20 protein-coding genes and 1 tRNA gene are annotated in these 18,451 nt (G+C 69.6%); 14 read left to right on the top strand and 7 right to left on the bottom strand.

What is annotated here, in order from left to right:
- Positions 1-49 precede the first annotated feature (49 nt).
- Positions 50-979 (top strand): alpha/beta fold hydrolase, encoded by a 930-nt coding sequence (locus AB0H84_RS13325; protein ID WP_357602746.1) that lies wholly within the window; start codon positions 50-52, stop codon positions 977-979.
- A 6-nt stretch (positions 980-985) separates the two neighbouring features.
- Here the strand turns inward: AB0H84_RS13325 and AB0H84_RS13320 are convergent.
- Positions 986-1,057 (bottom strand) — tRNA-Gln (locus AB0H84_RS13320).
- 156 nt (positions 1,058-1,213) lie between these two features.
- On the opposite strand from AB0H84_RS13320, the gene AB0H84_RS13315 reads away from it, so the two are divergent.
- Positions 1,214-3,181 carry a M3 family metallopeptidase gene (locus AB0H84_RS13315; protein ID WP_357602743.1) on the top strand — a complete coding sequence of 656 codons (1,968 nt, stop codon included), beginning with the start codon at positions 1,214-1,216 and terminating at the stop codon, positions 3,179-3,181.
- 259 nt (positions 3,182-3,440) lie between these two features.
- Here the strand turns inward: AB0H84_RS13315 and gltX are convergent, their stop codons facing one another.
- Entirely contained in the window at positions 3,441-4,814 is a 1,374-nt protein-coding gene (gltX, locus tag AB0H84_RS13310; RefSeq protein WP_357602740.1) for a glutamate--tRNA ligase, read from the bottom strand.
- Positions 4,807-5,583, bottom strand: a complete 777-nt coding sequence (locus AB0H84_RS13305; RefSeq protein ID WP_357602738.1) for a fumarylacetoacetate hydrolase family protein — start codon at positions 5,581-5,583, stop codon at positions 4,807-4,809. The genes gltX and AB0H84_RS13305 overlap by 8 nt, the downstream gene beginning before the upstream one ends.
- Before the next feature lie 189 nt (positions 5,584-5,772).
- Here AB0H84_RS13305 and AB0H84_RS13300 point away from each other — a divergent pair, with 189 nt between their 5' ends.
- The 7 genes from AB0H84_RS13300 to AB0H84_RS13270 are packed head-to-tail and all read left to right on the top strand — an operon-like array spanning position 5,773 to position 8,846.
- A complete protein-coding gene (locus AB0H84_RS13300; RefSeq protein WP_357603047.1) occupies positions 5,773-6,333 on the top strand; it encodes an Asp23/Gls24 family envelope stress response protein in 561 nt (186 codons plus the stop codon).
- Positions 6,330-6,710 carry a hypothetical protein gene (locus tag AB0H84_RS13295; protein WP_357602735.1) on the top strand — a complete coding sequence of 127 codons (381 nt, stop codon included), beginning with the start codon at positions 6,330-6,332 and terminating at the stop codon, positions 6,708-6,710. The genes AB0H84_RS13300 and AB0H84_RS13295 overlap by 4 nt, the downstream gene beginning before the upstream one ends.
- Positions 6,707-6,886: a DUF2273 domain-containing protein gene (locus tag AB0H84_RS13290; protein ID WP_357602734.1), complete on the top strand. Its 180-nt coding sequence runs from the start codon at positions 6,707-6,709 to the stop codon at positions 6,884-6,886. Before AB0H84_RS13295 ends, AB0H84_RS13290 begins: the two co-directional genes overlap by 4 nt.
- A complete protein-coding gene (locus tag AB0H84_RS13285) occupies positions 6,883-7,278 on the top strand; it encodes an Asp23/Gls24 family envelope stress response protein (protein WP_357602731.1) in 396 nt (131 codons plus the stop codon). The genes AB0H84_RS13290 and AB0H84_RS13285 overlap by 4 nt, the downstream gene beginning before the upstream one ends.
- Complete coding sequence (locus tag AB0H84_RS13280) at positions 7,275-7,889, top strand: DUF6286 domain-containing protein (RefSeq protein ID WP_357602728.1); 615 nt, start codon at positions 7,275-7,277, stop codon at positions 7,887-7,889. Before AB0H84_RS13285 ends, AB0H84_RS13280 begins: the two co-directional genes overlap by 4 nt.
- Positions 7,886-8,464 (top strand): alkaline shock response membrane anchor protein AmaP, encoded by a 579-nt coding sequence (locus tag AB0H84_RS13275; RefSeq protein WP_357602725.1) that lies wholly within the window; start codon positions 7,886-7,888, stop codon positions 8,462-8,464. Before AB0H84_RS13280 ends, AB0H84_RS13275 begins: the two co-directional genes overlap by 4 nt.
- 16 nt (positions 8,465-8,480) lie before the next feature.
- Entirely contained in the window at positions 8,481-8,846 is a 366-nt protein-coding gene (locus AB0H84_RS13270; protein WP_357602722.1) for an antibiotic biosynthesis monooxygenase, read from the top strand.
- On the opposite strand, the gene AB0H84_RS13265 is transcribed toward AB0H84_RS13270, so the two are convergent.
- The gene (locus AB0H84_RS13265) at positions 8,843-9,439 is read right to left on the bottom strand and encodes an HD domain-containing protein (RefSeq protein WP_357602719.1); all 597 of its coding nucleotides are present in this window, start codon (positions 9,437-9,439) and stop codon (positions 8,843-8,845) included. The two genes, AB0H84_RS13270 and AB0H84_RS13265, sit on opposite strands and share 4 nt — an antisense overlap.
- 169 nt (positions 9,440-9,608) lie before the next feature.
- Here AB0H84_RS13265 and AB0H84_RS13260 point away from each other — a divergent pair, with 169 nt between their 5' ends.
- A complete protein-coding gene (locus AB0H84_RS13260; protein WP_357602716.1) occupies positions 9,609-11,240 on the top strand; it encodes a heparinase II/III family protein in 1,632 nt (543 codons plus the stop codon).
- A gap of 86 nt (positions 11,241-11,326) precedes the next feature.
- Here AB0H84_RS13260 and AB0H84_RS13255 read toward each other — a convergent pair whose 3' ends face one another.
- Positions 11,327-11,635 (bottom strand): hypothetical protein, encoded by a 309-nt coding sequence (locus AB0H84_RS13255; protein WP_357602714.1) that lies wholly within the window; start codon positions 11,633-11,635, stop codon positions 11,327-11,329.
- A gap of 131 nt (positions 11,636-11,766) precedes the next feature.
- On the bottom strand, positions 11,767-12,765 hold the full coding sequence (locus tag AB0H84_RS13250) for a helix-turn-helix domain-containing protein (protein WP_357602711.1): 999 nt from the start codon (positions 12,763-12,765) through the stop codon (positions 11,767-11,769).
- A gap of 85 nt (positions 12,766-12,850) precedes the next feature.
- Between AB0H84_RS13250 and AB0H84_RS13245 the strand changes: the two genes are divergently transcribed.
- Together AB0H84_RS13245 and AB0H84_RS13240 are read left to right on the top strand one after the other, a co-directional pair.
- The gene (locus AB0H84_RS13245; RefSeq protein WP_357602708.1) at positions 12,851-14,089 is read left to right on the top strand and encodes an MFS transporter; all 1,239 of its coding nucleotides are present in this window, start codon (positions 12,851-12,853) and stop codon (positions 14,087-14,089) included.
- Between the two features lie 230 nt (positions 14,090-14,319).
- On the top strand, positions 14,320-15,135 hold the full coding sequence (locus AB0H84_RS13240; protein ID WP_357603044.1) for a hypothetical protein: 816 nt from the start codon (positions 14,320-14,322) through the stop codon (positions 15,133-15,135).
- 458 nt (positions 15,136-15,593) lie between these two features.
- On the opposite strand, the gene AB0H84_RS13235 is transcribed toward AB0H84_RS13240, so the two are convergent.
- The gene (locus AB0H84_RS13235; RefSeq protein ID WP_357602705.1) at positions 15,594-16,394 is read right to left on the bottom strand and encodes a helix-turn-helix transcriptional regulator; all 801 of its coding nucleotides are present in this window, start codon (positions 16,392-16,394) and stop codon (positions 15,594-15,596) included.
- 167 nt (positions 16,395-16,561) lie between these two features.
- Here AB0H84_RS13235 and AB0H84_RS13230 point away from each other — a divergent pair, with 167 nt between their 5' ends.
- Positions 16,562-17,296, top strand: a complete 735-nt coding sequence (locus tag AB0H84_RS13230) for a GNAT family N-acetyltransferase (RefSeq protein ID WP_357602702.1) — start codon at positions 16,562-16,564, stop codon at positions 17,294-17,296.
- Positions 17,297-17,392: 96 nt separating this feature from the next.
- Complete coding sequence (locus AB0H84_RS13225) at positions 17,393-18,415, top strand: LLM class flavin-dependent oxidoreductase (RefSeq protein WP_357602699.1); 1,023 nt, start codon at positions 17,393-17,395, stop codon at positions 18,413-18,415.
- Positions 18,416-18,451: the final 36 nt, after the last annotated feature.

The raw sequence follows: 18,451 nt of genomic DNA, 5'->3' as shown, positions 1-18,451 counted from the left end.
AGCCGGGCAGGCGATGTGCGGCCGGGCCGGCCAGGGCGAACATCAAGTCATGAGCTTTCCGACCCGTAGAGACATGTTCCAGTACGCCGCCGCCGCGGGGGCCGGCGCCGCGGGCGCCGCGGCGGCCCGACCTCGCAAGGACGTGACCACGTACGTCTTCGTGACCGGCGCGAACGGCGTGGCCGGCACCGACCCCGAGCTGACGCTGCGCGGCCACCGGACCGTGGGCGTGAACCTGCCCGGCCACGGCCCCGAGGAGCAGTTTCACCTCGCCTACCAGGCGCCGCAGGACCTGGAGCGGCTGGCCACACTGCCGTCGCCGATGGCCGGCGTCACGCTGGACGACTATGTGGAGGCCACGGTGGACACCGTGCGCCGGGCCTCCGCTCACGGCCCGGTGATCCTGGTGGGCGGCAGCCTGGGCGGCGTGACGATCACGAAGGCGGCCGACGCGGTGCCCCACCTGATCCACCTGCTCGTCTACGACACCGCGTTCTGCTGTACGAGGCTGCGCTCGCCGAACGACTATCTCGCGACGCCGGAGGGCAAGGAGAGCCTCATGGCGGGCGTCGCGGCGACCGGCGTCATCGCCGACCCGAGGGTGATCGGGGCGCTGCGGGTGAACTGGCGAACGAACGACAGGAAGTTTCTGGACGCGGTGAAGGCGGCGTACATGGCGGAGGCGAGTGAGGGCGAGCTGCTGGCCATGCTCAGCACGTTGCTGCCTGATGAGAGTCTCCAGGTGGGGACAGCCGACGCCAGGGGCCGCAAGGAGGCGTGGGGACGAGTGCCGCGCGTCTACATCAGGCACACGCGGGACAGAGCGATCCCGCTCGCGCTGCAGGACCGAATGATCAAGGAAGCGGACGCCGCTACACCGGACAACACGTTCAAGGTCTACTCAGTGGAGGCGTCACATGCGCCGACGGCAAGAACGTATCGGGAGATTACCGAAATCCTGCACAGACTGGCGAAATAAGAAGTGCTGGGGTACCAGGACTCGAACCTAGACTAACTGAACCAGAATCAGTCGTGCTGCCAATTACACCATACCCCACCGCTGGCGACCCCTTGCGAGGTGCGCTCTTGGCGACGTCCGAAAGAATAGCCCAGCTCTGGGGCTAAGACCAAAACGATTACCCGGCGGCTCACAGGAGGGGCCCGATCGTGCCAAGCTGAAGGGGACAAAACACCACGTGGAGGAGCCCCACCGTTGGCCGGTAACCCGTTCTTCGCCCCTAGTACCCTGCCGTACGAACTGCCGCCCTTCGCCGAGATCCGCGAGGAGCACTACCTGCCCGCGTTCGAGCGCGGCATGGCGGAGCAACTGGCGGAGGTCGACGCGATCGCAGGCAGCTCCGAGCCGCCGACTTTCGACAACACGATCGCCGCGCTCGAGCGGTCGGGACGGATCCTCGACCGCACGGCCACGGTCTTCTTCAGCGTCGCCGCCTCCAACACCACCGACGGCATCATGGAGATCGAGAAGGAGATCTCTCCGCAGCTGACCCGCCATATGGACGCCATCCGGCTCAACCGGGCGCTGTGGGCGCGGATCAAGCAGGTGTCATCGGAGGACCCCGAGGAGTCCTGGCTGCTGGAGAAGTACCGGGACGACTTCATCAGGGCCGGGGCCGACCTGTCCGAGCCGGAGCAGGACCGGCTGCGGGAGCTCAACGAGGAGCTGTCGAGGCTCTCGACGGAGTTCGCGCAGAGCCTGCTGAAGGCTTCGACCGAGTCGGCGCTGGTCGTGGCGGACCCCAAGGAGCTCGACGGCTTCGACCAGGCCAAGATCGAGTCGCTGCTCAAGGACGGCAAGTACGTCCTGCCGCTGCTCAACTTCACCGACCAGCCGGGCCTGGCCCAGCTCACCGACCGCGACGTGCGCCGCAGGCTGTACGAGCTGAGCGTGAACCGGGCGCCGGGCAACTTCGGCCTGGCGGCCAGGATGGCGGCGCTGCGGGCCGAGCGGGCGGCGCTGCTCGGGTTCCCCAACCACGCCGCCTACGTGGTGGCCGACCAGACGGCCAAGACCGTCGAGGCGGTCGAGGAGATGCTGGGCCAGCTCGTCGGCCCCGCCGTGCGCAACGCGCGGAAGGAGGCCGAGGAGCTGACCGCGCAGGCCGGGTTCGAGATCGAGCCGTGGGACTGGTCGTACTACTCCGAGAAGGTGCGTCAGGCCCGCTACGACTTCGACGCGGGCGCCATGCGGCCGTACTTCGAGCTCAACCGGGTCTACCGTGACGGCATCTTCTTCGCGGCCGAGAAGCTGTACGGCGTCACCTTCACCGAACGGCCCGACCTCGGCGGATACCACCCCGACGTGACGGTGTTCGAGGTGTTCAACGAGGACGGGAGCCGGCTGGGGCTGTTCGTGCTCGACCCGTACGCGAGGCCGACCAAGCGCGGCGGGGCGTGGATGAACAACCTGGTCGACCAGTCGTTCCTGTTCGGGCTGCGGCCCGTGGTGATCAACAACCTCAACGTCACCAAGCCGGCCTCCGGGCCGACGCTGCTGACGTACGACGAGGTGAACACCGCCTTCCACGAGTTCGGCCACGCGCTGCACGGGCTCTTCTCGCAGGTACGGTTCCCGCGCGTGTCGGGCACCAGCGTGCCCCGCGACTTCGTCGAGTACCCGTCACAGGTCAACGAGATGTGGGCGACCTGGCCCGAGGTGCTGGCCAACTACGCCAAGCACCACGAGACCGGCGAACCGATGCCGGCCGAGCTGGTGGAGAAGCTGACGGCGGCGGAGAAGTTCAACCAGGGCTTCAAGACCGTCGAATACCTGGCCGCCACGCTGCTCGACTGGGCCTGGCACAAGCTGGCGCCCGGCGAGACCGTGGACGACCCCGAGGCGTTCGAGGCGGCGGCCCTGGAAGCCGCCCAGATCGCCGTGGCGCAGGTCAGGCCGCGCTACCGGACCAACTACTTCGCGCACATCTTCTCCGGCGGCTACAGCGCCGGCTACTACTCCTACATCTGGAGCGAGGTGCTCGACGCGGAGAGCGTGGAGTGGTTCAAGGAGAACGGCGGGCTCACCAGGGCCAACGGCGACCACTTCCGCCGCGAGCTGCTCTCCCGGGGCGGCAGCCTCGACCCGCTGACCGCCTTCCGCAACTTCCGCGGGCGCGAGCCCAGCATCCAGCCGCTGCTCGCCCGCCGCGGCCTCGACTGAGCCCGCCCGACGGGCCTGCCGCGCGGCACCGCGCCCTACCCGCGCCCCTCCATCCACCGCACTTCGGTAGAGATCCTTCGGAAGAAGGACCGGGGGCGCGGGACATGCGCCCAAGCAGCCGTAAGAAGCACGCTCCAGGCGGCCCACCGCCGGGCCGCCTGGGGTCCCCGGCGGCCCACCGCCGGGCCGCTGAGGGTCAGCCCTGCAGAGGGGCCGGGGCGTCGCTGTCAGCGCTGCAGGGCGGGCCGGGGCGTCGCTGTCAGCCCTGCAGGCGGGCCAGGGCGGAGCGCAGCCGCTCCTCGGCCCGCTCCCGGCCGAGCACCTCGATCGACTCGAACAGCGGCAGGCCCACCGTCCGGCCGGTGATCGCCACGCGTACGGGGGCCTGGGCCTTGCCGAGCTTGAGCCCGTGGGCGGTGCCGACCTCCTCCAGCGCCTCCTTGAGCGACTCCGGGTCCCAGCTCACCGTCACCAGCCGGGCCAGGTAGTCGGTGATGATCTCCACCGGGGAGTTCTTCATCGCCTTGTCCCAGGACGCCTGGTCGAAGACCGGCTCCTCGAGGAAGAGGAAGTCGACGTTCTGCCGGATCTCCGAGAGCACGGAGATGCGGGTCTGGGCCAGCGAGGCGACCTTGCTGAACAGCTCGCGGTCCCAGGAGGGGTCGAGGTAGGGCGCGCAGCGCTCCTCGAACGTCTCCAGCGGCAGCGCCCTGATGTACTCGCCGTTGAACGCCCGCAGCTTCTTCTCGTCGAAGAACGCGTTGGACGGGTTGACGTTCTCCAGCCGGAACAGGGGCACCATCTCCGACCACGGCATGATCTCGCGGTCCTCGCCGGGCCCCCAGCCGAGCAGCATCAGGTAGTTGACCATGGCTTCGGGCAGGTAGCCCTCCGCGCGGTAGTCCTCGAGCGCCACCTTGTCGCGGCGCTTGGAGAGCTTCTTGCGCTGCTCGTTGACGATCACCGGCAGATGCGCCCAGACCGGCGGCTTGGCGCCCAGCGCGGGCCACAGCAGCTCCTGCCTGGCCGCGTTGGGCAGGTGCTCCTCGCCGCGGGCCACGTGCGTGATGCCCTGCGTGATGTCGTCGACGGCGTTGGCCAGCACGTAGAGGGGCGAGCCGTCGCTCCGCGCGATGACGAAGTCCTCCTGCGCGTTGTTGGGGAACTCCACCCGGCCCCGGACCAGGTCCTCCACCACCGTGACGCCCTCGTCCGGCGTGCGGAAGCGGACCGCGCCCGCGCTGAGGCCGCGCTCGCGGCAGTGGCCGTCGTAGCCCTTGTCCTGGGAGCCGGTGCGCTCCTGGACCTGCTCGCGGGTGCAGTCGCAGTAGTAGGCCTTGCCGTCGGCCAGCAGCTTGGCCACGGCCTCGCGGTGCTGCGGCTCGTAGGCCGACTGGAAGTAGGGGCCCTCGAACGCCGGGTTGCCGCCGTTGACGCCGATCCAGTCGAGGGCCGAGATGATGCCCTCGGTCCACTCGGGCCGGTTGCGCGTGGCATCGGTGTCTTCGATGCGGAGGATGAACCGCCCTCCGGACTGCAGGGCCACGGCCCAGTTGAACAGCGCCGCGCGGGCGCTGCCCACGTGGAACATGCCGGTAGGAGACGGGGCGAACCGCACCCGTACGTCAGTCACGGGAGACCACCTTGTTCGTGAGTGTGCCGATGCCTTCGATGCCGACGCTGACCTCGTCGCCGACCTGGAGGGGGCCGACGCCCGCCGGGGTGCCGGTCAGGATGACGTCGCCGGGGATCAGGGTCATGACCGCGCTGACGTAGGCCACCAGCGCGGGGATGTCGTTGATGAGCTGGCTCGTGCGCCCGCTCTGCCGGATCTCGCCGTTGACCGTGGTCGTCAGGGCCAGGTCGCTCGCGTCGAGGTCGGTCTGGATCCACGGACCGAGCGGGCAGAACGTGTCGAACCCCTTGGCCCGGGTGAACTGCACGTCCTTCTTCTGCAGGTCGCGCGCGGTGACGTCGTTGGCGCAGGTGTAGCCGAAGATGACGTCCTTGACCCGCTCGACCGGCACCTCGCGGCAGAGCCTGCCGATCACCACGGCCAGCTCGCCCTCGTAGTCGACGCGGTCGGACAGCGTCGTGGGGTACGCGATGTTCTCGCCGTGGCCGATCACCGACGTGGACGGCTTCATGAAGATGAGCGGCTCCTCGGGCACCTCGTTGCCCAGCTCGGCCGCGTGCTCGGCGTAGTTTCTGCCGATGGCGACCACCTTGCTCGGCAGCATCGGGGCCAGCAGCTTCACCTGGGACAGCGGGAACCGCTCGCCGGTGAACTGCACCTGGTTGAACGGGTGACCGGCGACCGTGGAGACGAACTCCTCGCCGGGGCCGCCCTCGACCACGCCGAACGACACGCCTTCGCCTGTGGAGAACCTCGCTATACGCACCCGACAAGGCTATCGCCGCAGCCGCGGGCTCCGCCCAACGCGCACCGCCTCGCGCCACGCCTAACTTCCCGCAAGTCAGGAAATGTCGATAAATGCCCCCAGAGTCCTTTTCGTTGGGCATCAGCCGCGTCCATGGCGGTTATCAGTCCTTACTAGGGAGGAAGGGGGGTGACGGTCGTGTCGGACACAATGTCTAACCGGTCCACGGAAGCCAGTCAGGCCGCGACCGTACCGAAGGCCAGGACGTACGAGGGCGGCCCGGCGAGTGCGCTGGTGACCGACAAGGGCACCACCACCATCGACGACGGTGTCGTGGCCAAGATCGCCGGACTCGCGGCTCGCGAGGTTTCCGGCGTGTACGCCATGGGCGGAGGCGCGGCACGCGCCCTGGGCAGCATGCGCGGCATGGTCGGCGTCGAGGAGAGCGTCTCGCAGGGCGTGTCGGTCGAGGTGGGCGAGCGGCAGGCCGCCATCGACCTCGACCTCGTGGCCGAGTACGGGACCGCGATCCCCGAGCTGTCGGGCGCGGTGCGGAAGAACGTCATCAACGCCGTCGAGCGGATGTGCGGACTCGAGGTGACCGAGGTCAACATCAGGATCGACGACGTCCATCTGCCCGAACAGGACCGCGAGCGGGAGAGCGGCATGACCCGCGAACGGGAGACGGGCATGGCCCGTGAGCGGGAGAGAGACATGACCCGCGGCGGGCAGCAGAGGACGGACACCGGGCAGGAGCCGCGGGTCCAATGAGAGCGACCGGCCCGGCCCCGGCGGCCGGCGTCAGGACGGGCGCCGGGACGGGTGCCGCGGGCGGCGGCCCGGACCGTGGCCCGGACCGTGGCGCCGACAGTGGCGCCGACGAGGTGCGGCTGATCGCCGAGCGGGCGCGCTCGTGTCAGGGCGTGGCCGCGCTGTCCGGCGGCCCGTTCGGGACGGTGGCCACGTACCTGCCGGGCAGGCGGCTCACGGGCGTCTCCGTGAACGACCGCGCGGTGGAGATCGCCATCGTCGCCACGATGGACCGCCCGTTCCCGGAGACCGCCGACGAAGTACGGCGGGCCGTGTCGGAGCCGGCCGGGGACCGCCGGGTGAACGTGCGCATCGACGACGTCGTGGAGGGATCATGAACAACCAGTGGATGCCGGTGATCGGCATGGCCGTCGGCATCGTTCTCGGGCTCGTCGCAGCGTTCGGTGGGCTCTTCGCGTTCCTGCTCGTGCTCGTGCTCGGCGCGGTCGGCTTCCTGGTCGGCCGGATCGCGGAGACGGGCCAGCTGACCCTGTCGTCCGAGAGGCGGAGATGACCCCTGTCACCGGCACCGGCACGGCCACCGGCGCCGGCACCGTGACCGTGCCCGCGCAGCGCCCGACACCCCAGCCGCCGCCGGAGCTGCGCGGGCGCACCCAGATCGCCGGCCGGGTGGTCTCCAAGATCGCGTGCTGCGCCGCCGCGGAGATTCCCGAGGTGCGTGAGGTGCATCTCGGAAACCTGCCGTGGGCGCGTTCGTCGAGCGCGGAGGTCCGTGGCGAGCAGGCCGCGGTCCGGCTGACCGTGAGCGTCGCCTACCCGTCGCCGCTGCGTGCCGTGGCGGCGCGGCTCAGGGAGCACGTGATCGGCCGCGTCGCCGCCCAGACCGGCCTGGACGTCACCCGCCTGGACGTGACCATGACCGACCTCGGTGGAGAACCGCCATGAACGAGCATCCCGAGCCCGAGGCTGGATCTAGCCAGGCGCCACCGCTGAGACGCGACAGGGCCGCCGACCGTGCGGCCATGCGGGCGTTCCGCCCGACCCGGAGGATTCCGGCCGTCGTCGTGGCCGTCCTGCTGACGCTCCTCGGCCTCCTCGTCGCCGCCGAGACCATCTCGGCGCTGGTGGGCCGCCCGCTGCGCTGGGCGCCTTACGACCGGATGCTCGGCTGGGCCGCCTCCACGCTCTGGTCGAACCCGCTGTTCCTGCTGGCCTCGGCGGTCGTGGCGCTGCTCGGGCTGGCGCTGCTGGTCACCGCCCTGGTCCCGGGGCGGCCGAGCATGGCGCCCGTACGCAGCGGAGACCCCGACGTGATCATCGGCCTGCGTCCCAAGAGCGTCGGCAGGGCCCTGGCGCACGCGGCCGAGGAGGTGCCGGGCGTGCACTCGGCCCGCGCCACGGTCCGCGGCCACACGGTCGCGGTCACGCCGGTCACGTCCGGGTGGGACAAGGAGAGGTTCGCTCAGGAGGTACGCGCCGCCGTGCTCAGCAGGCTGGCGGCGATGGACCTCGTGCAGCCGTACCGGGTGGCCGTGAACGTCAAGGAGCGCAAGTGAGCAGCAAGACCAGCCGGGGCAACCGGTGGGGACTGGCGCTGATCGGGCTGGCGCTGACCGTCCTGGGCGGGCTCGCGCTGGCTCGCGGGCTGGGCGCCTGGGGAGCCGCGCGGACAACGATCGTGGACGGCGGCGTACGGGGGTTCTTCACGCGGAACAGCCCCGGTATCTGGTGGCTCGTGGCGCTGGTGGCGATTGTGGTGGCGCTGCTGTCGCTGCGCTGGCTGCTCGTACAGGGGCGCAGGGAGATCACGCACGGCGCGATACGGCTGGAGAGGTCGCCCACCGGCATCACCGAGGTGTCGGCGCACGGGATGGCGCACGCGGTCGCCGCGGACGTCGAGTCGAGCCCGGTCGTGCTGAGCGCCCACGCGGACCTGGCGGGCTCGCCCGGCCGGCCTGAGGTGCGGCTACGCGTGGTCACCGACGAGTCCGCGCCCATCGGCGAGTTCGGCCGGCACCTGTCCACGGTGGCGCTGCCGCACATGCGCGACGCGCTGGACCGGGATCATGTGCCGGCGGTGGCCCGCGTTAGCCTGGAGCCCTCACCGGTCCGACACCGGGCGGTGCGCTGACGAGAGGGGTGTCCCGTTGTCCGTCGTGAAGATCAACGTGCTGAACGTGCCCGCCGACATGCGCGAGGAGCTCGAACGCCGCTTCTCCAACCGCGCGGGGATGGTGGAGTCGGCCGACGGGTTCGAGTGGTTCGAGCTGCTCCGGCCGGTGGAGGGCACGGAGCGGTACCTCGTCTACACGCGCTGGCGCAGCGAGGAGGACTTCCAGAAGTGGCAGCAGGGTGAGGCGTTCCAGCGCGGGCACGCCCAGGCGGCGCAGGCCGCGCAGGCGCAGGGCCACGGGCACGGTCACGGCCACGGGCAGGGGCCCGCGGCGACCGGCTCCGAACTGTGGACGTTCGAGGTCGCCGAGACCACCGGCCCCAAGCCCGCCGAAGGTTAGGCGTCCAGCGGGTTGCGCGCGATGCGGTCCACGATGCCGGCGCGTACGAACTGAGCGGCGAAGCTCGACGGCTTGCGCGCGCCCTGCTCGGAGATGCACGCGCTGAACTCCTTGGCGATCTCCAGCCGCGGGTGGCGCTCGAGGACCTCCCGCCGCACCTCCTCGGGGATCTCGTCCGTACGGCGGCCCGAGATGTCCATGCCGGTCGAGAGCTCCAGCAGGTGGCCCTCCGGATCCTCCTCCACCGGGACCTCGTCCCACATGTGCCGGATGATCACCTCGCGGGCGCGCAGCCTCCGCTCGGGCGACCAGCCGGCCCCGGCGCAGAACACCCAGGCGACCTCCCCGCCGGCCTCCTCATAGGGCAGGGTGTGGCTGTCGAACTCGGCGACCACCCCGATGTCGTGCAGCATGGCCGACACGTACAGCAGCTCGGCGTCGAACGCGATGGCGTGGCCGCGCGCGTACGCGGCCGCCCACAGGTAGGCGCGGATCGAGTGGTTGAGCAGCGAGGGCGTGTGGTAGCGGGTGGCCACTTCGAGCGCGCCGCGGCAGGCGGGCGTGTCCGGGATCACGAGGTCGTCGAATGTCACGGGACAAGCATGTCCTGACGGGTACGTCTCCGCCATCGGGGACGCGCCCGCATGTCGTCACCTCGCTCGGGCATCGAGCGTCTAACGAATCCGACACGCAACTTGACCGGTTGATCGCAATTCGGACAGCATGATCCGCCTTTACTTTTATGTCCCGGAAGGAACTGGCGTGCGCCGGCTCGCGATACCTCTTGCTCTCATGCTGGCACTCGGCGGCTCAGTCAGCCCCGCGCATGCCGACAAGGTGACCCGCACCACGGAGTGCCAGGGCGACTGGCTGCCCGGCACGCCGACGGCCGACGACGTCATGAAGGGCGAGATCTCGCTGGTCGGGCTGCCCCCGTACAAGCTGGGCAAGAAGATCAACTGGGGCGCGAGCCCGTACCGGAACCGTTCGTGGGAGTTCGTGTTCCAGTCGCTGCGCTGGATGGGCACACTGGTCGTCGCGTACGAGAACAGCGGTGAGCAGCGCTACCTGGATCGTGCCACCGAGATCGCCAAGGACTGGGTCGCGAACAACCGGCGCGGCGCACGCGGCACGAAGCCGTACGCGTGGAAGGACCACCCGGTCTCGCTGCGCACCCAGCCGCTGCTCTGCCTGAGCATGCATGTCAAGGAGAGCTGGCTCAAGGACAGCCTGACCGACCACGCCAAGCTCCTGTCGGACTCGAGGCTCTACAAGAAGGGCCACAACCACGGCATGGACCAGGACATCGCGCTCATGGGCATCGGCTGCCGCTACGGCCGCAAGGACTGGGCGAACCTGGCCTCCCGCCGCCTGACCGGCACGGTGAAGCTCGACGTCGACTCGCAGGGCGCGCTCATGGAGCAGGCGCCCCGCTACGCGGTGTACGTGTACGACCGGCTGCAGGTCGCGATGACCAACATGAAGGCGTGCGGCAGGAAGGTGCCCGGCGAGATCGCCAAGCGGGCCGAGGCGCTGAAGGACTTCGTCGCCCACGCGACCATGCCGAACGGCTACATGGCGCCCCTCGGCGACGGCACCGCCGAGACCGAGCCCAAGATGGACACGGGGACGCCGAAGCAGGAGGTCAAGGCGTACCGCGCCGGCTACGTCTTCGGCCGCACGGCCTGGGGCAAGCCCGAGTCGGCGTACTACTCGATCAGGTTCGGGCCGGGGCTGAAGTTCCACGGCCACGAGGACCACCTGGGCGTCACGTACTACGCGCAGGGCCGCAACATCCTGGTGGACGGCGGCTTCCACTCGTACGAGAAGAGCGCCTACCGCTACTGGACGCTCTCGCCCGAGGCGCACAACGTGCCGACGGTGGTCGGCGCCCGCTTCCGGCCGCGCACCTCCTCCAAGCTGGCCGGCACGAAGTACGGCAAGGACCGGCAGTCGTTCAAGCTGACGGACAAGGCGTACGGGGTGAGCCGCACCAGGTCGGTGCTGGTGAACCACGGCGAGGACCTGATGGCGGTGCGGGACACGGCGTCAGGCGGCAAGAAGATCCAGAACCTGTGGCGCTTCGACCAGTCGCTCAAGCTGATCTCCAACGGCGGGGGCAAGGTGGTGCTCGGGGACGGCAAGTTCAAGGTCACGCTGCTGCAGTTCGGGGCGTCGTGCGAGCGGGTCGGGGGGCAGAAGGTGGAGCGCGGCGGGAAGCTGGGCTGGGTCTCGCCGACGTACCTGTCGAAGAACCCGACCAATGTGGTGGTGTCGCCGGCGGCGAAGTCGCTGCTGACGGTGATCGTGCCGGGGACGGACTCGCCCAAGGTGTCATGCTCGGGCCGGAAGGTCACGGTGGAGGGCATCACCTTCCCCACCACCGCGTTCTAGAGTCCTTGGGGCTCCCGGCGCGTACAGCATGGTCCTCCGCCATGGGACGCGCTTCGCGCGCCGGGAGCTTCGGGCACTGACAGCACCTAAGGGCGCTGTGCGTCAGGCTCGCTGAAGAGGTCCTGGAGCGCCTGGGCGGTCACGGCGCGGCTGGTCCATTCTTCGAGTTGGGCGACATCGGCGCAGGCGGCGATCCGGGCGCGCATGTCGTCGGGGACATCGAAATCACGGGCGGCCAGCACCAGCAGGAGCATCTTGGCCGCCTCCTCCGCTTTCCCCTCCGCTTTCCCCTCCGCTTTCCCCTCTGCCTTGCCCCTGGTTTGGCCTTCCTCGAGGCCACGGCCGTAGTGTTCGCGGGCCCAAGGGGTGTAGACCGGCCAGTCGGTGGACGTCATGATCTCCTCCATGAGGGACGGCATGGCGCTCATTGTCACACAGCAATCACTTGGAGTAACGATTACCCCGGCGCAGCTGACTGCCGCCTCGCAAATCATGCTCATGGGGAGGAACGCTTGTGCGACCGGGGCTACGGGACAGCCGGCTGGGCGGGCGCCGACGGTCCCGGAAAGGTGCGGCGATACTCCATCGGGGTCACGCCGACCGACCTGATGAAGTGATGGCGCAGGTTGCCGGCCGTCCCCATGCCGCACAGCTGGCTGATCCGTTCGACCGACAGATCCGTCGACTCCAGCAGGTGCCGGGCCCGGGCCAGGCGCTGGGCGTGCAGCCAGCGCAGCGGGGTGGTGCCGGTCGCGTCGTGGAAGCGGCGAACGAGCGTGCGGGGGCTCAGTCCCGCGTGCTCGGCCATCTGCGCCACGGTGAGCCGCAGGGCCATGTTCTCGATCGCCCAGTGCAGGACGGGGGCCAGCCCGTCGTCGCCGGCGCGCGGAACCGGGGCCTCTACGTACTGCGCCTGCCCGCCGGGACGATGGGCCGGCACGACCAGGCACCGCGCGACCTGGTTGGCGACCTCGGCGCCGAAATCGGTCCTGACGAGGTGCACGCATAAGTCGATCCCGGCGCTCCGGCCCGCGCTGGTCAGCACGTCGCCCTCGTCCACGTACAGGACATCGGGATCGACCCGGACCCGGGGGTACCGCATGCTGAGGAGATCGGCGTACTTCCAGTGGGTGGTGGCCCGCCGTCCATCCAGCAGCCCGGACGCCGCCAGGACGAAGGCGCCGGTGCACAGCGAGACGATCCGTGCTCCGCGAGCGTGGGCCTCCTTCAGCGCCTCCGTCAGCCGCGGATCGACCGCGTCGCCCGACAGCACGCTGTCGGCGGGCAGCGCCGGAACTATCACGGTGCCCGCGGTGACGAGTGTGTCGAGGTCGTACGGGGCGTGCAGCACGAATCCGTTCTGAGCCTGGGTCGGCTCCGAGTCGACGGCACAGATCCGCAGCTCGTACCAGGGATTCGCGAACTCGTTGCAGTTGGTGCCGAAGATCTCGCAGGCGATGGAGAGCTCGAACAACGGCATACCGGCGGTGATGGCGAGCGCCACCACCCCCGTGGCGTTTCCCATGCCCTCACTGTAACGGCAGGATCTTGATGAAGGTTGGCAGCTTCGCACCTCGTCAACGCCCACGCACTTCAACACCCTGGTGCGCGTGAACAACGTAACCACTGCCGCTTCGCACGTGTGGCGGCGGTCGGGGCTCGCGTTCGCCCTGACCGCCGCCGTCATCGGGCTCTCCCTCGGCGCGTCGGCCCTGCCCTCTCCGCTGTACAAGCTCTACGCGACCACCTGGCACCTGCAGACGTCCACGGTGACGCTCATCTACGCCACGTACTGCTTCGGCGTGCTCGCCGCACTGCTGATCTTCGGCCGGGTCTCCGACTCCTGGGGGCGCCGGCCGGTCATTCTGCTCGGACTGTTCGGGCTGCTCGCCTCGATGGTGGTCTTCATGGTCGCCGATGGTGCGCCCTGGCTGTTCGCCGCCCGCGCCGTGCAAGGGCTGGCCACCGGCGTCGCGATCAGCGCCGCCGGCGCGGCCCTGCTCGAGCTGTATCAGGGCGGCAACCCCGCCAAGGCCAGCCTCTACAACGTCGTCTCCAGCGCCCTCGGCATAGGGATAGGCGGTCTGGCCGGCGCGGTGCTCGTCCAGTACGCGCCCGGTCCGTTGGTCACCCCGTTCATCCTGCTCGCCGCGCTGATCGTGCTCCTGCTCCTCGGCATGCTGGCAGTGCCGGAGACGGTGCCGGGCGACTCGCGCACCGGATTCAGGATCGCGGCGCCGGGCGTGCCGCGGCAGATCATCGCCCCGTTCACGCTCGCGGGCCTCGGGATCACCTACACCTGGTCGTTGACCGGCATCTACCTGGGACTCGTCGGAACCCTGGCCCCCGCGCTCCTGCACACCAGGAGCAATCTCGGGTCCGGGCTGGCCATCCTGGCCCTGGGCGGCACATCGGCGGTCCCGCCGCTGCTCAGCCAGAGAATGGCCCCCGCCATCCAGATCGTGTGGGGCTCGATCGCGCTCACCGGAGGCATCGCGCTGATGGCGTGGTCATTGGCCGCCGAGACCGCGGCCGGGTTCATCGCGGCCAGCCTGATCATCGGGGTGGGCGTCGGCTTCGGGATGTTCGGCGCGCTCCGCACCGTCGGCGCCGCCGCGCCACCCGACCGGAGAGCCCAGGTCATGGCCGCGCTCTACATCGTCGCCTACGCCGCCATCTCGCTGCCCGCCATCGCCGCCGGGTTCACCGTCCGCCTCCTGGGTGCCGCTCACACCTTCGAGGTGTTCGGCGCGGCCATCGCCGTCGTCTCGCTCTTCACGCTGGCGCTGGCCGTGGCGCGACAGCGGGCCGCGACCAGAGCCACCCCTACTCCCGCCGACGCCGCATAAGAGTGCAACGGGCGCGGGCTTCCGACCACGCCCCGAGTGGTCGTGGGTGGGGAGTGGACGATTGATGTCACGCATTGGCGGATGACCGGCCTTGTCGAGCAATCTTCGTCACTTATAGTGCTCGCTGTGTGACAATAAGCGCCATGCCGTCCCCCCGACATGATGCCCTCACCAAACTTTTCAAGGACCGTCCCGAGCTAGCGGTGGAGATCCTGCGGGACCTCTTGGACGTGGACCTGCCCGACACCTCGCTCATCCGGACAGAGGACAGTACGTTCAACACCCGGCCCTCCGACGACATCGAGGCCGACCTGGTTCTCGTCTTGGGACCACCGCAAGAGCCGGCGCACGCCATCATTGTGGAGATCCAGCAGGACAAGTCCAAGGCTCCCCGGCAGCTCGCCCGCTACGCCGCCGCGCTGTGGCTGCTGCTGGACTGCGGCGTCACGGTCCTGGTCGTCTCCCCGGACCGCGCCGTCGCGGCCTACTATGCGCAGCCGATCGAGTCCGGACTGGCCGGCTACCGCCTGCAGGCCCGCGTCCTGGGCCCGGACGGCATCCCGGTCATCACCGATCCTCAGCACGCCGCCGCCCGCCCAGCGCTCGCGGCCATGTCGGTCATGGCCCACGGCCGCAACCGCAAGGTGATCGAAGCATTCGCCACGGCGCTGTCCGACCCTCGCAATCGTCACGCTACGAAGTACACTGAATACGCCTACAGCATGGCCGCGCCCGACATCCGGCGCCTCATGGAGGAGATCATGACGTCCACCGACTGGCCGGTCTACACCCCTTGGGCCCGCGAACACTACGGCCGTGGCCTCGAGGAAGGCCAAACCAAGGGCAAGGCAGAGGGGAAAGCGGAGGAGGCGGCCAAGATGCTCCTGTTGGTGCTGGACGCCCGTGATTTCGATGTCCCCGACGACATGCGCGCCCGGATCGCCGCCTGCGCCGATGTCGCCCAACTCGAAGAATGGACCAGCCGCGCCGTAACCGCCCAGGCGCTCCAGGACCTCTTCAGCGAGCCTGACGCACAGCGCCCTTAGGTGCTGCCCGGTGGATCAGGTGCCGGTGTCCTGGAGCCGGCGGCTGTTTCGTCATCGACGTCCATGTTCCGGAGCTGCGGCGTCCTCCGCCCGGCCAGACCATCCACCCGTTCACCGTGGCCCCGGAGCATCTCGGTTTCGAGGAGTACGACGTGGCGTCGCAGATCGCCGTCTCCCACCACTACCGGGTAGTGGACGGCCGGCTTGAAACCCCCTCATCGCCGCGCCGCCATTTATGGCCGTCCGGACTCGACCTGATGGCACGGCTCGCCGGCATGACCTTGCTCGAGCGAGGACCGGTTGGCAGCGCGAGCCCTTCACCAGCACCTATCCAGACTGACGGCGCCCGACAAGGATGACGAGGAGCCCTACGACGCCGCTGTTCGGCGCCTCGGCCAGCCACACGCTCATGTTGGCCACGTTATGGCGAGGTCTGATCACAGCCCCTGCGGAAGAGCTCAACCCGTCAGCAGCGAAGGGCCCGCCGCGGGCCGCCGCAGATAATCGGCCGTCTCGGCGTCAGCAGGAAAGAGGGCCTCGACGGCGATCTCATCCAGCGTGATGTCGAACGCCGCGCCGAACGTCGTGATCGTACTGAAGAAGCGCAGTTCGACCCCGTCGTGCCGGAGCCGGATGGGCATGGCGATGTCGGTCGGCCCGGCGGCAGGCGGTTCATCCTCGGTGCCGTACGACCGCAGTTCCTCGTACAACTCGCTCAGTTCGGGGTCCCCCGTGCGGGCCGCCTGGCGGGCGAGGCGAGGCAGCAGGTACGCCCGGACCTGCCCCAGATTCGCCAGCCGGGGCGCGAAGCCGCGCGGGTCCAGGCCCAGCCGCATCATGTTGACCGGCGGCTCCAGCAACGCCGGATCGACACCGTCCAGGAAGATCTTCATGGCCGAGTTGGCGAGCAGCACGTTCCAGTGGCGGTCCACGGCGACCGCGGGGAACGGCTCGTGCCCGCGCAGCACCCCTTGCACGGCCTCGAACGCCTGGGCCAGGTCCGGATCCTCCAGCGGGCGCCGCTCATAGGCCGGGGCGTACCCGGCCGCGACGAGGAGCCGGTTGCGTTCCCGCAGCGGGATGTCCAGGTGCCGGGCCAGGCGCAGGAGCATGGCCCGGCTCGGCATTGTACGACCCGTCTCGACGAAGCTGATGTGCCGGCTGGAGACGTCCGCCTGGATGGCCAGGTCGAGCTGGCTCAGGCGGCGACGATGCCGCCACTCCCGCAGCAGCTCGCCGACCGTGCGATCCCGATGCATCCTCCAGTTGTATCCGCCCGCCGCATCGGCCTCATGGCGGCCTGTCCATCGCAGTCGATCTCGCGCCCCACGCTCCTCAGGGGCCACCGACTTGTCGTTGTTAATACCACCTGGGGGTATTGTTTCCCGCTGGGGCGGCTGACCGAGAACCGCATAAGGAGCAGCTGATGAAACCAGAGCACAGGCTCACTGAGCACCTCGTCCGCCGGCTCGGCGCATGGCCGCCCGATCGCGAGTTCGACATCGTCGGCGAGCCAGGACGGGCGCGGCCCGGATGGGACGGCAGGCTCCATCCCGTTCTCGGGGTCGCCACGCCCGAGCGCGGCGTCCTGTCCGTCCCACCGCAGCACGCCGATCCGATCATGCGGAGATACCTCGCCCTGGGGAACGTCGCGGCGCTACTGCCGCAGCTTCCCGATCTTGTCGGTCATCCGGAGCGGGGCTGGTTCACCGCCGTGTACCGGTGGACGGCGAACCCCGCGCCCCTTCCGGAGCCCGGGGTATGGGTCTCGGCTGCCGATCCGGAGGTGCCGGCGTGGCTGCGCGTGTTCGGCGGGGACGTGCTGGTCGCGCGAGATCCGGAGACAGGTGCCCACCTGGCGGGCGTGGGGGTCAAGCGCCACGACTCGTACGGGCACGAGTTGGCCGTCGTGACCGTCCCCGAGGCGCGGGGCCGGGGCTTGGCGCGCGGGCTCGTCGCACAGGCTGCCCGGCGAGTTCTCGACGAAGGGGCGATGCCCACGTACATGCATGCCTTCGGCAACCAGGCCTCGGCTGCGGTGGCCGCCGCGGCGGGCTTCCCCAGTCACGGATGGACCGCCTACGGCCTGACCGAGGAAGCGATGGCGGTCACCGATCGAGAACCCTTGGCGGCCGACCGGGACAGCGACGGCCGGCGGTGACCGGAGCATGATCCAGGTGAGCCGCGCCGGCGGAGCGTGTGGGAGAGTCTGCGGGCCGTCCGGAATGTCCCTGGCCTGGAGAGGGTTGAAGCACGTGTGAAAAAGATCGGGTTCCTCAGCTTCGGGCACTGGATGTCTTCGCCGTACTCGGAAGTGCGCACCGCCTCCGACAGCCTGCTGCAGGCGATCGAGTTGGCCGTGGCCGCCGAGGAACTCGGTGCCGACGGCGCCTACTTCCGGGTCCACCACTTCGCCCACCAGCTCGGGAGTCCGTTCCCGCTGCTGGCGGCCGTCGGCGCGAGAACGAGCCGGATCGAGATCGGCACAGGCGTCATCGACATGCGGTACGAGAACCCGCTCTACATGGCCGAGGACGCCGGCGCGGCAGACCTCATCGCGGGCGGACGGCTGCAGCTCGGCATCAGCCGCGGATCACCGGAGCAGGTGATCGACGGCTGGCGCTACTTCGGCTACGAGCCGGCCGAGGGCGAGACCGACGCCGACATGGCGCGCAAGCACGCGGAAGTCTTCCTCAAGGTGCTCGACGGTGAGGGGTTCGCCCAGCCCAACCCGCGGCCGATGTTCCCCAATCCGCCCGGGCTGCTGCGTGTCGAGCCGCATTCGGAAGGACTGCGGGAGCGGATCTGGTGGGGTTCCAGCTCGAACGCGACCGCGAAGTGGGCTGCCGGGCTGGGCATGCACCTGATGAGCTCCACCCTGAAGGACGACGAGAACGGCAAGCCGTTCCATGTGCAGCAGGCCGAGCAGATCGCGGCCTACCGGCAGGCCTGGAAAGAGGCCGGTCACGAGGGCGAGCCGCGGGTCTCGGTGAGCCGCTCGATCATGCCGATCGTCACCGACACGGACCGCGCGTACTTCGGTGGCGAAAGGGAGAGTTCTGACCAGATCGGCTTCATCGACGCCACCACCAGGGCCATCTTCGGGCGCACGTACGCCGCCGAGCCCGACGTGCTCGTCAAGGAACTGGCCGCCGACGAGGCGATCGCGGCGGCTGACACGCTGCTGCTGACGGTCCCCAGCCAGCTCGGCGTGGACTACAACGCCCACCTTCTCGCATCGGTGCTGAACCACGTCGCTCCCGGACTCGGCTGGCGTTGATCGGCGAGGTCCGCCGGCTGCGCCGGTGGACCGGCC

Origin of the sequence: Nonomuraea sp. NPDC050786, from assembly GCF_040654115.1 — a bacterium.
Taxonomy (GTDB): domain Bacteria; phylum Actinomycetota; class Actinomycetes; order Streptosporangiales; family Streptosporangiaceae; genus Nonomuraea.
Note: the sequence above shows the minus strand (reverse complement) of the source record. Positions and strands in the feature narration are given on the sequence as shown.

What these genes read in the sequence shown, in the direction of transcription:
- AB0H84_RS13250 (WP_357602711.1), bottom strand. Translation starts at nt 12,765, where the DNA reads ATGGGAAACGCCACGGGGGTGGTGGCGCTCGCCATCACCGCCGGTATG.
- AB0H84_RS13295 (WP_357602735.1), top strand. Translation starts at nt 6,330, where the DNA reads ATGAGAGCGACCGGCCCGGCCCCGGCGGCCGGCGTCAGGACGGGCGCC.
- AB0H84_RS13290 (WP_357602734.1), top strand. Translation starts at nt 6,707, where the DNA reads ATGAACAACCAGTGGATGCCGGTGATCGGCATGGCCGTCGGCATCGTT.
- AB0H84_RS13235 (WP_357602705.1), bottom strand. Translation starts at nt 16,394, where the DNA reads ATGCATCGGGATCGCACGGTCGGCGAGCTGCTGCGGGAGTGGCGGCAT.
- AB0H84_RS13280 (WP_357602728.1), top strand. Translation starts at nt 7,275, where the DNA reads ATGAACGAGCATCCCGAGCCCGAGGCTGGATCTAGCCAGGCGCCACCG.
- AB0H84_RS13285 (WP_357602731.1), top strand. Translation starts at nt 6,883, where the DNA reads ATGACCCCTGTCACCGGCACCGGCACGGCCACCGGCGCCGGCACCGTG.
- AB0H84_RS13325 (WP_357602746.1), top strand. Translation starts at nt 50, where the DNA reads ATGAGCTTTCCGACCCGTAGAGACATGTTCCAGTACGCCGCCGCCGCG.
- AB0H84_RS13300 (WP_357603047.1), top strand. Translation starts at nt 5,773, where the DNA reads ATGTCTAACCGGTCCACGGAAGCCAGTCAGGCCGCGACCGTACCGAAG.
- AB0H84_RS13255 (WP_357602714.1), bottom strand. Translation starts at nt 11,635, where the DNA reads ATGACGTCCACCGACTGGCCGGTCTACACCCCTTGGGCCCGCGAACAC.
- AB0H84_RS13230 (WP_357602702.1), top strand. Translation starts at nt 16,562, where the DNA reads ATGAAACCAGAGCACAGGCTCACTGAGCACCTCGTCCGCCGGCTCGGC.